Origin of the sequence: Blautia sp. MSJ-36 (genome assembly GCF_018917985.1) — a bacterium.
Lineage (GTDB): Bacteria > Bacillota > Clostridia > Lachnospirales > Lachnospiraceae > Blautia_A.
Genome location: NZ_JAHLPQ010000003.1, coordinates 213,163 through 227,614, shown reverse-complemented (window position 1 = coordinate 227,614; position 14,452 = coordinate 213,163). Strand labels below are relative to the sequence as shown.

Annotated in this window: 11 protein-coding genes; all 11 read right to left on the bottom strand. The window is 36.2% G+C overall.

Annotation, left to right across the window (positions count from 1 at the left end):
• Nucleotides 1-96 precede the first annotated feature (96 nt).
• The 11 genes from KQI39_RS04310 to KQI39_RS04260 all read right to left on the bottom strand — a co-directional run bounded on the left by KQI39_RS04310 (nucleotide 97) and on the right by KQI39_RS04260 (nucleotide 14,429).
• Nucleotides 97-642 carry a hypothetical protein gene (locus KQI39_RS04310; RefSeq protein WP_216416818.1) on the bottom strand — a complete coding sequence of 182 codons (546 nt, stop codon included), beginning with the start codon at nucleotides 640-642 and terminating at the stop codon, nucleotides 97-99.
• Between the two features lie 2 nt (nucleotides 643-644).
• Nucleotides 645-1,328: a hypothetical protein gene (locus tag KQI39_RS04305; protein WP_055282399.1), complete on the bottom strand. Its 684-nt coding sequence runs from the start codon at nucleotides 1,326-1,328 to the stop codon at nucleotides 645-647.
• A 1-nt stretch (nucleotide 1,329) separates the two neighbouring features.
• Nucleotides 1,330-3,174 carry a KAP family P-loop NTPase fold protein gene (locus KQI39_RS04300; RefSeq protein ID WP_216416816.1) on the bottom strand — a complete coding sequence of 615 codons (1,845 nt, stop codon included), beginning with the start codon at nucleotides 3,172-3,174 and terminating at the stop codon, nucleotides 1,330-1,332.
• Between the two features lie 50 nt (nucleotides 3,175-3,224).
• Nucleotides 3,225-6,326, bottom strand: coding sequence for a type I restriction endonuclease subunit R (locus KQI39_RS04295; protein WP_253293065.1), 3,102 nt, complete (start codon nucleotides 6,324-6,326; stop codon nucleotides 3,225-3,227).
• On the bottom strand, nucleotides 6,323-7,603 hold the full coding sequence (locus tag KQI39_RS04290) for a restriction endonuclease subunit S (protein ID WP_216416815.1): 1,281 nt from the start codon (nucleotides 7,601-7,603) through the stop codon (nucleotides 6,323-6,325). The genes KQI39_RS04295 and KQI39_RS04290 overlap by 4 nt, the downstream gene beginning before the upstream one ends.
• A gap of 1 nt (nucleotide 7,604) precedes the next feature.
• Entirely contained in the window at nucleotides 7,605-9,365 is a 1,761-nt protein-coding gene (locus KQI39_RS04285) for a type I restriction-modification system subunit M (protein WP_216416813.1), read from the bottom strand.
• The gene (locus tag KQI39_RS04280) at nucleotides 9,366-11,087 is read right to left on the bottom strand and encodes a type I restriction-modification system subunit M/S (RefSeq protein WP_253293064.1); all 1,722 of its coding nucleotides are present in this window, start codon (nucleotides 11,085-11,087) and stop codon (nucleotides 9,366-9,368) included.
• Nucleotides 11,088-11,198: 111 nt separating this feature from the next.
• On the bottom strand, nucleotides 11,199-11,831 hold the full coding sequence (locus KQI39_RS04275) for a DUF6040 family protein (protein ID WP_173906622.1): 633 nt from the start codon (nucleotides 11,829-11,831) through the stop codon (nucleotides 11,199-11,201).
• Between the two features lie 13 nt (nucleotides 11,832-11,844).
• Nucleotides 11,845-13,086: a relaxase/mobilization nuclease domain-containing protein gene (locus tag KQI39_RS04270; RefSeq protein ID WP_253293062.1), complete on the bottom strand. Its 1,242-nt coding sequence runs from the start codon at nucleotides 13,084-13,086 to the stop codon at nucleotides 11,845-11,847.
• On the bottom strand, nucleotides 13,035-13,415 hold the full coding sequence (locus tag KQI39_RS04265) for a plasmid mobilization protein (protein ID WP_216416812.1): 381 nt from the start codon (nucleotides 13,413-13,415) through the stop codon (nucleotides 13,035-13,037). Before KQI39_RS04265 ends, KQI39_RS04270 begins: the two co-directional genes overlap by 52 nt.
• Nucleotides 13,416-14,165: 750 nt before the next feature.
• A complete protein-coding gene (locus KQI39_RS04260) occupies nucleotides 14,166-14,429 on the bottom strand; it encodes a hypothetical protein (RefSeq protein ID WP_055158244.1) in 264 nt (87 codons plus the stop codon).
• Nucleotides 14,430-14,452: the final 23 nt, after the last annotated feature.

Below are 14,452 nucleotides of genomic sequence, written 5' to 3'. Positions count from 1 at the left end.
CTCCAAGTATAGTAATTGACCACTTCCTATCTACGAAGTGGAGTAAAAAACTATTTACTATCAATCATTATGAACTACAAAACGGCAAATGTATAGTTACCCAAGAATTAAGCGCTTACATTCATTATGTCCAACCAGGCAAGGAGAGCCCCCTTCTTCTAATAGTCTAATTGCACCACAAAAAGAATCCAAACCTCCCGAAAACAAACATACACAATCACAATCCTGAACATTCAAATGAATCCTATTTGCATGCTCTCTATAGCTATATATTACTTCACTTTTCCTAAATACAATATGCCAATGATCTCCCGTTAAAAATCCAAGTATTTTTTCCCATTGTAAGCTCGTATCCTTCCATTTATCATATTCCAATACCGGAATAGATACATTTATATCTCTAGTCCAACAATCTTTAAACCTTCTTCTGGATACTCTTTTGTCTAAAGCAAAAATGCTCAAACCTATTATAAATAAATCCTCATATATTGCAGGAATCTGCATTTGATCCATCCGGTACCAGCTGTCTGTTATATTTGTAAATATCGTACTATATTTTTTTCGATTAATCGAAAAAACATATGCGTCTTTCCATTCGTCATCTGGCTTTTTCTCTTGTTCCTTATCAACCCAAAACCGCATTCCTAATCCTCCCCATAATACTTTTCAAACACAGATAACGCATCTCTCAATGCATCTTCTACTACTTGTGCTGTTCCCATATTAGAAAAATCAACTGTTCTCAAATTATCCAAGTTTAAATCACCATCAATGCTATTTTCTATATATTCATGCATGTCATTTAAAATTTCGGATGTTTGTGCCGGTGTTTTTCCTTTTGATATTTTTTCTTCATATCGAAAGTCAAAATTTTCTTTTATGTATTCCTTCAACATTTCTTTTAACAGTACATCAACCGAAACATTCCCTATATCTGCAATATCTTCAATTTCCAAATTATCCATAGCCTGTGACAATGCATCTGCTGCCATATTATCTTCTACCGATGCTCCAGAATTTGTAAATTCATGCAGTAATTCTGTCCAAACAACTTCTGACGGCTTTCCTACAAGGTCTTCCCTATTATATTCACGCAATGCATTATCCAGTCCACCCGATGCAACTTTTTGTGCAAAACCTAAAGTTCTTGCAGCTGCTGATTGGAAACTACCACCTGTCGACATGTCTGTTTTCATTGCTGTAGCATATTTACTAGCAGCTTTTGCTTTCGAATCATAATCTCTATTATTTATAAATGACGTCACTGCTCTTTTCGCTTTTGACCAATGCAGTGTTGTTGGTGCTATATATCCTTTCGATGTACCCATATTAGCTTTTCCTCTGTTCTTTTATTTCTGTAATCTGCTCATCTGTTAACGTTCCTTTTTTTACCATTATTTCTAATACAGTATTCATACTTCCTGTATCACTATTATACATTGTTCTTAATGCAGCCATATCACCCGCTTTTATTGTGACTGTTGATTTTCCAATTGCCTCCACTATTTTTCCTTTATACGTATCAAAATTCAAAAATAAATCTCTTATAATAAAAAATTTCATTTCGCCTTTTTCGATCTTAGGTATAATAATCTTAAATGTATCTGCAACTTCTTCTGCATTTAATTCTTTCATATCTTTTATAATAGCCGCCATTTGGCCAGCTTTAGATCGTCCAATTCTTTCCAAAATTTCTTTCGTATTTTTACTGAATCCAGATTCATCAATGCTAGAACTTTTCAGATTTTCTCTTGTTAAATAAAAATATTTTTCTAAACGATATTTTTCCAAGTCAACAGGTTTACATTCTATCCACTTTTTCATTTGTGCCGTATTCCACGGATTTTGACTATCCATATTTCCTTCCCGGAATTCTGTACGAATTTGCTTGAATTTTTTATTTTCAGTATCAAATTCTTTACTCCATTCATTTAGCTGTATAAACAAGTCATTATCCAATTTTTGTAACACTAACAACTTCGCCAAAATAGAAATATCAATTTCATCACCATAATAAATTTTTGCCAACTGGCGTTTAGTAATAAATGTATTCAGAAAGCGTTTTGCCTGACGTGGATTCCCTTTCAGCGTAGAAGCAACAATTTCTCTTATTTCATCAATAATCTTTGCCGTTTCATTAAAAGCTGACTTATCCCCGTCCCTCCAACTCAGGTTTAACTCATCAATCAAACTATTAATTTCTTCTAATGTAATTATATCACCAGAAACTATCATTTTTTCTTCAAATATTTTAGCTATTAGGCGGCTAAAACTTTCCTGTTTCAAATAACTTTGTGCAACCAGTAATAATAGATAATTTTGTATGTCCTTTGCAGATAACTCTGGGATATATATCGGCAATTGAATAATTTTTTCAATATATTCTTTGTCTAGTTCTACATCAAAACCATTCATCGGTGGATACTTTTCACGAATGGAATACTTTATAACATTTTCATCCGCAGCAATAATAAATGTTGTTCTATCAACAGCTAAAAACAGCTTAATCACTTCCAATATTTCAATTATTCGTTCTGGGCGGCATCTATCCAAATCATCTACCATTACAACTATATTTTCGATATTGTCATTTTTCAGCGCATCTGAAAACTCTTCTCTAAATTTTCTTATATTATTTATTGTACTTTCATCGGTCGAGTCATCTTCATCTTTCCAATATTCATCTTTCAACGATTGAATTGAATCTGCTGCATTTTTGACAGTATTCCCTATTTCTTCTGCACTTCCAGTTACGCTTAATAACATAGGTAACGGATTTCCTGTTGCTACACTTGCAACTACCGGTGCAAGTGTAGATACGGCTTTCGTTCCTAATTTAAACCAATTTACTCTTTTAATTAATTTTCCAAATTTCTTTTTTACCTCTGCAGGAACTTCTTCTTTTAGTTCCTGCAATAAGGCCTCCATAATTGCAGTTTTCGCATCATCATATGATTCAAACATCCATGCATTAATGGTCACACAAATAATACCTTTTTGATTTTCAAGTTTTTTATCTATTAACTTCAATAAAGTGGATTTTCCAGCACCCCATAGTCCAAACACTCCAATTGTCAATGGGTTATATTCTTTATTTTTAGCAATATCTGCAATTATTCTTGCATATGGTTCATAAAATAGAATATCAATATCTGACGCATTATCCAGCCACATAAAAACCCTCCCTCGTTTTGACACAATTTTATAACATCATATTTTCTTCACTATTTCCCATATTTAACTGGTTCTTCCGCTACCATTTGCGCTTGCTCATCTCTCTCAATTTTCCGGTAATCCACAGTCTTTTTAGAACGCATTTCCCTGTAAATCACTCCCGCCAGTGCACTCATTACAGCATCATACTTACTTTTGTCCTCAAATAGAGAACCATAGCTGTCCTGCGCTTCCATATAACTTTCCATTGCTGCATTTCCAAAAGCAGAAGGAAAAATGCTTTCCGTAAAAATTCTTGGATCTGAAGTACGTGCAGAACTTGCCAGTTTATCATCAGCAATCAGCTTATCGTGTAACGCACCAAGCATCACCCGATCTCCATCTGTAAACTGTCCTTTATACTTCTCGTTAATCTTATCCAAAATTTCATCCAATGTGCTTTTCTGTCGGATCCCCTGTGCCCCCTGCTTTTTAGATGGAACATACTGCCCGTCAACTTTTTCCAGTTTTATTGCACCCTCAAAAGTCTTCTGCAATTTATAGTATTCCAATTTCAGCTTTCCATCTAAATCAATCGGTTCTTCCTTTTCTTCCGGCAAGAGTCCAATTAAATAGCTAAGGAAGAGATATTCCTTATGCATATCTGCGTCAAACATACGAACTACTTGTGTTATATAACTATACCATCGTAATAATTTTCTTACCTGTCTTCTGAATTGATACCGTTCTTCTGGGTTTTTCAAATTATATCTGTCTGCTACCGGTTTTAATACACTTGTCATTTTTCCCATTGCAGTTGCATCCTGCTTACCAGGATGATTCCATATATCAATAAATGCCTTGATATCATTCTCATTATAAATTGCATAATCCAGAAGTTCTTTTTCCGTTTGATAAATCAAATCTACGTTTACTTCCTGCTCAAGGCTTGTCTCCTGATAAAATGGCTGAAATGCTTCCAGAATATCTTCTTTTTTATTCGCAAAATCCAACACAAATGTATCCACTTTTCCTGGACAGGTTCGGTTTAGACGAGATAATGTCTGCACTGCTTTCACATTTTTCAATTTTTTGTCAACAATCATTGTATGTAACAATGGTTCATCAAAACCAGTCTGATATTTTTCCGCTACTACCAGAACGTTGAAATTATCATGAAATTCTTCCTTTGTCTGACTTTCTGATATATGGCTTCCATCTTTTCTTACATTCAACCCGGATTCTGTATACTCTTCATCTCCATCCTGCACCGTTCCGGAAAATGCAGCCAAAATATCCATATCTACATAATGTTGTTCTCTTATATATCTTTTGATTTCATGGAAATATCGAACTGCTGCCAGTCTCGAGTCTGTGACAACCATCATTTTTCCTTTTCCACCGATTTTTTGTTTCGTAGTCTCTCTGAATGTTTCTACGATAATCTGTGATTTCTGGCTGATATTATATGGATGTAATTTTTCATATTTCTTTATAATTTTTGTTGCTCTGCTTTCTGGAAGCTCTGGATTTTCCGGTGTGTCTTTTGCAATTTTGAAGCAAGTACTGTAAGTCATATAATTCTGCAAAACATCCAGAATGAATCCTTCCTCTATTGCCTGTCTCATACTATAAATATGAAATGGATGGAAACTTCCATCTGTCCATTGACTTCCAAACATCTCCAGTGTTGCTGGTTTTGGAGTTGCAGTAAATGCAAAAAAGGATAGATTTGGATGTTTTCCATGTGTCAGCATCTCCTGCACAAGTTTGTCATTTCTATCTATTTCATCTTCTGCTTTTCCTTCTATTTCCGCATATTCTCGCAATGCTGCTTCTGTATCAGCCAACGCCGCTTTCAGTTTCATTGCAGAACTTCCTGTCTGTGAAGAATGAGCTTCATCGACAATAATCGCAAAATTTCTTCCGGCAACCTTATCCACTTCCTGATAAATCACCGGGAATTTCTGCAATGTAGTTACAATAATTCTTGCTCCGTTATTGATGGCGTCTCTTAAATCTTTTGAGTTCTTTTTATCATCAATCGTCTCTACCGACCCTATCGTGTGATCAAACCCTGAAATGGTTTCCTGTAACTGTTCATCTAACACGGTTCGGTCTGTAACTACAACCACACTGCTGAAAACAGATTCATCATTCGAATCATGTAAGGAAGCCAGTCTATACGCTGTCCAGGCAATAGAATTGGATTTTCCAGAACCTGCACTATGTTGAATCAGATAATTACGACCTGCGCCTTCTTTTTTCACATCTGCAATTAATTTACGTACAACATCCAATTGATGATATCTTGGGAAAATCAATCTTTTCTTCTTCGTGACCCGCTCTGATCCGTCAGGCATTTGTTTCTTTTCTTCCTTTACCTGCAGATGAATAAACTTTTGGATAATATCCATCATACTATCTTTCTGGAATACATACTCCCAGAAATATGATGTCGGATATCCGTCTGGATTCGCAGGATTTCCCTTGCCGCCATCATTTCCTGCACCGTTCGATCCCTGATTGAACGGAAGAAAATATGTATTTTTTCCTTCCAACCGTGTTGTCATCCAAACTTCCAACTGATCAATACAAAAATATCCTAAGATTCTCTTATTGAACTGAAAACATATTTCTCTTGGGTCACGATCATACATCCACTGACGCTTAGCATTATCAACGTTTTGTCCTGTATACTGATTCTTTAATTCAAGGGCAAATACCGGAATCCCATTTACCGATAGAACCATATCAACAGAATTATGTGTATCACTGGAATAAAACCATTGTCTGTTGCAAGTAATTTCATTCTTTTCGTACAGTGCTTCCGCTGTTTGATTTAAGCCAGATTCTGGTTTAAAATAACATACTTTGAACGGAATACCTCTATGTTTAAATCCATGTCGCAGTACAGAAATAAGTCCGTCCATATCACATGCATTGTTGAACGCAAGGCAGAATTTTCGTTCTGAATCTACTTGATTCTGCAATAAAAAGCGTTTCCACTCTTTCGGTTGCGTTCTCTGAATAAATCTCAACAGCGTATCTTTATAAACACCAAGCTGAGGATCATACACATCGTTATTATGTGTATATCCACCTGCCGGTGATAAAAAGAATTCTTCAATGTCTGCCTCGAAGCGTTTTTCTGTTGTAACATCTATACTCAAGATTCTGGCACCTCCTTTTTCCCTGTTACATACTCGTAAATCAGGGATCTTTTATAACTTTTTAATTCATCAACAAATTTCTCTTTTTTTATAATCAACTGATCAATTTGCGGTATTTTTTTATTTAAATATACTGCAATTTCCTGTTGTTCTTTTCTAGGTGGAACTGGAAATAATATTGAAAAAAATCCCTGTGGATATAATCTAAGTCTTGACGCAGTTATTCCAGTAGAATATGCTGCATATGTAGCTACTAATGGCGAGATACGTAACAAATACTCAAGATAATCTGCATCATACGTATCTGTTTTTTGTCTGTATGTGTTATATGAAGGACTTATTACTCCATAATATTTTGATACACCTATCGCACCTTGCCACATCCACATCGTGTTAGCAGCAATATCTCCTTCATGGCATATTTTGTAATCAACTAAAGATTCCGACATAAACATATTTACATTTTTATTTTTTCTTGGTGTCACACCTGTTATATGGGATACCGTTAACAATTCCTCTTCTCCTGTCACAGAGCGCTCATTTGTTTCCCTAAACAATTGTTTTCCTTTTTTTACATCCCAGTTCTTTGGTATTCTTCCTAACCATTCAACACCACTTTCTTTCATTGAACAATTATTTCTAACTCCTCTGGTTATTGCTTTTGTAACAATTGATTCTCTTAATTCTTTATATTTCCTTATCGAAATTTCTGTTTTATTAATAATAGTATCTATATAATTACATTTATTTTCAATAAAATCTGCAATTTTAATTTGTTCTTTGCTCTCCGGATATGGTATTCTAAAATTTGCAAATGAAAAAGCTGATATTTCTTTAAAAGTAGTTCCTGTCCCCAGCAATTCAAATTCTTTACTTAATATGCTCATCAGGAAATAAAAATACTTTTCACTAATATCTCCTTTTTTTACACATGACAAACATCCTTGGTTAGTACATAATTCATTTTTTGCTATGGCTACACTTCCAATAGGAGCTCTCTTTGAAAAAACTATGCTTCCCGCAGGAACCAATGTTGTATTACATGATTCATACCCTACTATTGACAGATTTCTTCTACCTGATGAAACATATTTATCTGATGTTTTATAATCAGCCGGTGTTATCCATGTTACATTCCCATCAAAATTTCCCTCCTGTTCACTTTTAGGCGTTGCACCGGCAACAACATAAAAAATACTCTTAATTTTTGTTATCTTCCATTCCTCTGGAATTTCTCCCAACCATTCAACCCCGGAATCTTTCATCTCTCTACTCATATTATTTCTCCCCAAACAAAGCATCCAAACTACTCTGAATATCCAGTTCCAGTTCATGCAAGCGTGCTGCAATTTCTTCCACTGGTTCCGGTGCCTGATATTCATAAAAGTACCTTGTCATTGGAATCTCGTATCCTTTTTTCGTTTTCTTTTCATCTATCCATGCTTCTGGTGCATATGGTAATACTTCTCTCTTAAAATATTCCGCAATATCTTCTGTCAGCGGTACATTTTCTGTATCTCGCAGAGACACATCAGCCACTGGCTTTCCCTTCTTTAATATAACTTCGCCATTTTCATCTTTCTGTGGCTGTTCTACTACAATCTTCTGATATCCAAATTCCTCTGTGTCAAAAATCTTGCTCTGACAGTAAATACCATCTTTCTCACCATATACAGTTCCATTTTCAAATGCACCATATGCCTTTACAATCAGATCACGGCATTTATCAGTAATGTCATTTCTTTTTGTTCCGATACTTTTTCTTCTTGCTTCAAAACAATGCGAAGCATCAATCAACTGCACTTTTCCAGCTCTGTGCACTGGTTTATCTTTAGAACAAATCCAAATATAAGTGCTGATACCGGTATTCATAAACATATCTGTCCCTAACTGCACAATCGCATCCAACCAGTCGTTTTCCAGGATATATCTTCTAATCTCTGACGGGCCGCTTCCTGCATCTCCTGAAAATAATGGTGATCCATTCTGAATGATAGCCATTTTTCCATTTGGAGCCAGCTTGGAAAGTCCGTTCAATACAAACAACTGCTGTCCATCTGATATCTTCGGAAGTCCGGGTGCAAATCTTCCCAATTCACCTTTTTTCGCCTCTGCCTCTACTGCTGTTTTTTCTCTTTTCCAGTCAATTCCGAAAGGTGGATTTGAAATAATATACTGAAACTGATACCCGCTAAACTGATCTTCTGACAAGGTATCTCCAAATCTCATATTATTTGGATCACCCCCACGAATCATCATATCTGCTTTTGCAATCGCAAATGTAGAGGGATTAAACTCCTGACCAAAACAGGTAACCCCAATCTCCTTATTCAGCTCCTGAATTCTTTCTTCCATGCAACTGAGCATCTGAGATGTTCCCATTGCCATATCATACACTGTTACATTTCCACCTTTGCTCAAATCTGCATCTGATAAAAGTAAATCGGTCATTAAGTATATGATATCCCTGCTGGTAAAATGCGCTCCTGCCTCTTCGCCAAAAGATTCTGAAAATCGTTTTACTAAATCTTCAAAAATATACCCACAGTCTACTGCACTGATCTTATCTGGTCCCAGATATCCTTTTTGCGAATTAAATTCCTTTATGACAAGATACAAGGTATTGCTTTCTACCATTCTGCGGATAATATTATCAAAATCAAACTTTGCCAGCACATCCTGAACATTTGCTGAAAATCCATTCAGATAATCTCGAAAATTTGCTTCGATATTTTCCGGATCAGATAATAAAGATTCAAATGTATATTTGCTGATGTTATAAAATTGATAACCGGAAGCTTTTGTCAGAAATCCATCAATTACAGCAAAATTCTTCACCTTTTCATACTGTTCCAATACTGCTTTATGTGTCGGTAATAAACAATCATGAAATCTTTTTACTACTGTCATTGGCAAAATTACCAATCCATATTCATGCGGTTTAAACGGTCCCCGTAGCATATCTGCTACATTCCAGATCACTGTCGCTTTCTCTGCTATATTAGTTCCAACTACATCAAATTTCTTATTCTCGTCCATTTATTGTTCCTCCGTATAAATATGTTCTAATTCTGCTGTTGCCTTTTCTAATTTGTATTTCAATTCTTTTATTTCATTTATCTTGGCGTAATATTTATCTGCAATTATCTTCTGACTTTTTAAGTCAGGCAATGGAATTGTTATTTTTTTCAATCCTTCAACCGGCAGATTTAATAATGTAGCTCCTACTGCTACTCTAGATAAGGCTGCTTTTCCATTTTCACTTTCCAAATATGCTTTCAAAAAGTAAGGATTTATCTTATCTTCATCTAACTCAATAACATAAAGATTACCATTCGCTAAAATCTTATTTCCTTCTTTTACAGATGCAATTGCCATTTTTACCGGAGATACATTTTTGGAAATTACGAGACTTCCATTTTTAATACAATATTTCTCGTATTTAGGATTCATTTCTTTCAAATAAGGAAGATCATCACTAATAATACCATCCTGTATATTTGCCAGCATCAAATACTGCATGTTCGTTGGTTCATCAGATACAATTTCATCTAAAACCGATGCTTTAATCTGTGCTCCTCTTGTTATGTTCTTTATCACAGATTCAAATGGTACACCGTTTTTTATGAGCATCTCTTTTTGAAGATATCTTGACGGATTAAGAGTGTATTCATTTTTTGCCACCTCTTCACTCAAAACTAGCTTTGAGTTATCGTCATCTATATTCAGCAATTCAATAATTTTAGAAATATTTTCATCACTAAGAACATTCTGTCTTCGTCCAACTGAGGCCATCTCCGTTGCATCTATCATTCTTATATTTTTATTGTTTCTGCTTAATACCAGTAATGAACAGGCAATTCCTGTATTCGAATACAAATTGGATGGAAGTGCTATCACCGCCTCGACAAATCCTTTTTTTACAAATTTTTCGCGGATTACTGCATTGATTCCTCCGTTCCAAGTCACTCCATTACTCACCGAAACAACCGCTTTTCCATGTTTGTTGAGATGATTCATGACATTTATAATAAATACCCAGTCTCCCGCAGCTGCTTTCTGTACTTCCGGTATAATATTATATATCGCCTCTAATTTCTCGTTGTTCCCAATGCTCTCTTTCACCCTTATCCCCCAAGGATAATCACAGAATATTTTATCAAACATCAAATTGTCATCTATGTCCAGAACTGATTTTTGCTCAATTTTCACCTGATCAGAAATTAATTCCGTTCTAATTTCTGCTACTTCTTTGACCTCGGTTACAAGCTCTACACCATAAAACTGTGATTCTGGGTTTCTTTCTATAGCATTCACTAGAAATGTTCCAATTCCACTACAGAAATCTGCTGTTTTATCATTTGAAATTTGAAGTATCTCATTTGCCAACTTTACAACACTCTGTGGGGTTTCGCATTCTCCCATAAATTTATTCCCTTGCAATGGCCACCACAATACTACTGCTAAAAGTGTTTCTTCCGAATATGCTTCTCCGATTTCTATTGCCATATTCCATAAATTTTCAATATTTCCTTTTATGAAACTGACTCTTTCCGGTGAAAAAGTCAGTTCCATATATTCTACTAACTGATATACATCGTTTATCTTATTTTTTAAAGATAAATACGCTACATACGATAAGCAAAAGCCTCCATATACGGATGTATTTCCAAGTTCTCTCATCCTATTTGAAATATCCCAACTAATCTCTTCAACTTTCGAGCTTTCTTTTTCTTTTAACTCTTTAACTGAAATATTCAACCCTGTTTCCTCCTTTGGTTATTCACAATCAATTTCCTTGTGTTCACTATAGCATTTGTTTATTTGATTGTCAATAATCAAATTTGGTTTTTCATAACCATAAATGTTTTTCTAATATAATTCCCTTTTATTATGACAGTAGATTTTTATTTCCATAGCAGCAATATTTATAAGTCCCAAGAGCAATATATGATTTATCGGAAAATATTTTCTCACTACATCACCTATTACAGCAATTGATGACACGCTGATAAGCAGAATCCATATAGAATATTTATCCCATGCTTTTCGATACTGCTCTATCTTCCTCAACACAAATATCTCACTACTTATTCCTAGTCCAAGAAAAATAAGAATAGCCATAATTCTCAAAAACCACGACCATCCTGCTGAAAAATACTCTCGCTCACCTAAAATATTTAATTCTGATGGATGGATTAACCACTCTATATATCTATACCAAAACCTCAATGGAACAATTATGCAAGCAAATAGATCTTTTTGAAATACGGTATTTTTTATTACTGCCAACAAAACCAAGATCATATAAGCTATCATCCAGAATGTTTCCTTTTCTTTCGCTTCATTTTTCAACTTTTTTATTTCACAATCTGTTTTTTTCTTCACAGTCTTTACTTCTTCTTGTGCCTTATTAAACTGGTATTCTATTGTTCTAGCCTTTTTCTCCGCTTCTTTTTGTTTCTCCTGTGCTTCATCTACTGCCTCAACAGATGATTTATTCACCTGTATCTGCAATTTAGAGTTCTGGTCCCGAACGTCTTTTATTTCTTCTTCGAGCTGCTCTTGTTCGCTCCTGCTCTTCAAGCCGTTTCTGTTCCTCAAATCGTCGTTGCTCTGCTGAAGCGATCGATTCAACTTCTGCGTTTCGGACAGTTCGGTTGTCAAACGATGAATTTCGTCGTTTAATTTCCGAATTTCGTCTTGCATTTCGTGATTCTCGAAGAATAAATTCTGTTTTTCCATTTTCAGCTTGTGTGTCCTTTCCTGAAATTTCTGGATAAACTCGTTCATCTTCTGATTTCTCACCTGTAACTCGTCTCTCTCTTCCGTCACTAGCTCCAGTGAAGCCGCCTGCTCCTTCGCAAGCTGCTTCCACTTGTCGGTAGTATCCGGCAAGCTCTTCATCTGCTCCGTTTGTTCGTTCTGCTTCGGCTCGTACCCTTTCGTAATTTCTATCAAATTCATTCTCCAATCCCTCCTTGCTGATGTCCAGATGGAATGTTTTTGACAAATTGCTGTCTCGCACTTTCTTCCCATCCTGGTTCTGAAATGTGATGTGCTTCCGTTTCTCTGCCCAGTTTACTTCCCATCCAAACTGTTTCATTTTTTCTATAAACTTCTCTTTGCTGATACAATTTTCCAGTGCTTTTAACACTGCCATTGCACAGTCCGCTACAAAGCTGTCCTTCACCTGCTGACGGAACAGATTATATTTATCTTTACTCCATGCAGTGACTTCCCCTTTTTCAATCTCACTTCCATCAAAGTGCTTTCCTTTTTCCGCAACTGTCAGTCCTCGCTCCCGGCACATCTGATTGGTAAGCTGTTTCATACGTTTCAGATCGTTTCTGGTGTTATGTAGCTTTCTCCCATCTTCATAACTCACCGAATTTGTAACCAAATGGCAATGAATATGTTCTTTATCCTTATGTACCGCTACTAAGGTCTGGAATCCACTAAACCATTTTTCCGCAAACTCTTTTCCAAATTCAAATGCCTGCTCCGGAGTGATCTGCTCATCTTTATGCCAGGAAATGATGTTGTGGGCATACATTCTCCCGGTGTCTTTATCCCACATCTTCTTTTCTTCCAGAAAGGTTCTGTACACCAAATCATAATTAATCTCATCATGGCAGTACGGACCTGTTACATAAGTCAGCATCTCACTTGTTTTGTCCTGACGCAAAACGTATTCGATGCAATTTCTCATTGCTCCATGTGTATTTGTCCGCTTGTTAATCGTCTTATTAATAGCCATATCTTTTCACTCTCCTTCCGGTACTTAAGAATATTTTTATTGAGGAAATACAGCGTACTGTCATTTGGAACTTCTCCATCTGTATGCAGCTTTCTTGCAATCTGATTGATATTTGTAGTAGCTCCACGAAGCTGACTGAGAATATCTGCAAACATCTGGTTCAATCTTTTCAGTTCTTCCACTTCCTCTGTAGAAGCTATCTTCAAATCTGCGATTGCTTTTATTACAACTTCCTGCTGTGTTCTTCCGGATTCTTTCACTTTGTTTTGAAGCAGATTATATTCCTCGTTATTCATCCGTATGGTTACTGTATGATTTCGTTTTCTCATAGGCTTTTGTCTCCTTCCTTGCTTCATTTTCATTCTTTATCAACAGACACAGCGTTTCGGCTAAAATTTACAGGGATTCCATAAGGGGCAACGCCCCTTTGGTGGGTGCAGGGTGAAACCCTAGTCAATCAGTAAGTGTTCCGTAGGAATGTCCGGTGGACATTTCGCAAGAATACTTACGCCATTAACGTGCCGGGGTTCCAAGGGGCAGAGCCCTCTGGCAAGTTTAGGAGCAGCCCAAAGGCTGGCTCCGGTGCAGAGTGGCTTGCCACTTTGCGAAACTTGCCTGTCATCTCCCCACCACTGAACCAGCACCAAGTAAGCAACATTCTCCTCTGCGTTATCAAGCCAAAATTGAGATGACAGTGGTTTTGTGGTGCAGGAACTGACTGTAAAAGAAAGAGAAAATCTCCACATTCCATAGATTTTTCCTTTCTGAAACAGGCTAGTCATGCACCACTCCGATGTGAAGTATCGGACAATCATGTGCCGTATCCGGCACTCTATATTTCTTCTTTGCCTTGCTTATACAACGTTTTCCATCTGCAAATGCCTCTCTGCCATATTTCGCTGTTATTTCTGCTTTTCTTTTTCTGAATCACTTTCCATTTCTGCTGAAAAGCATAAAAATAGCAGTCATGAACATTTCACTGATTTTTACCAATAGAAATGCCATCACTGCCATTACCTTTTTCTGCTATTCTGTTTCCGTAAAGCTTTCCTTACTGTCAATCTATTTTTCTATTACTGCTATTTTATTTTGTCGCAAATTTCAAACAGGTCATGCAATAAATTCTCCAGTTTCATAAGTCTGCGATGCTGATACCAGATCAATCCGGGAAGTCCCACTGCAAGGAAGAACGAAGCACATAAAATCTTTATTGCCTGTCCTCTGCTGCTTATCCCTCCATATCCAAATCCACATACCAGATTCACGAATAAAACATAGAAATATCCACAAAATAAAACAAATTCAAAAATCCACACCAGCACCTTTTTCACTTTCTCTTTCACTCTGTACTTCTCCCTCCTGCATT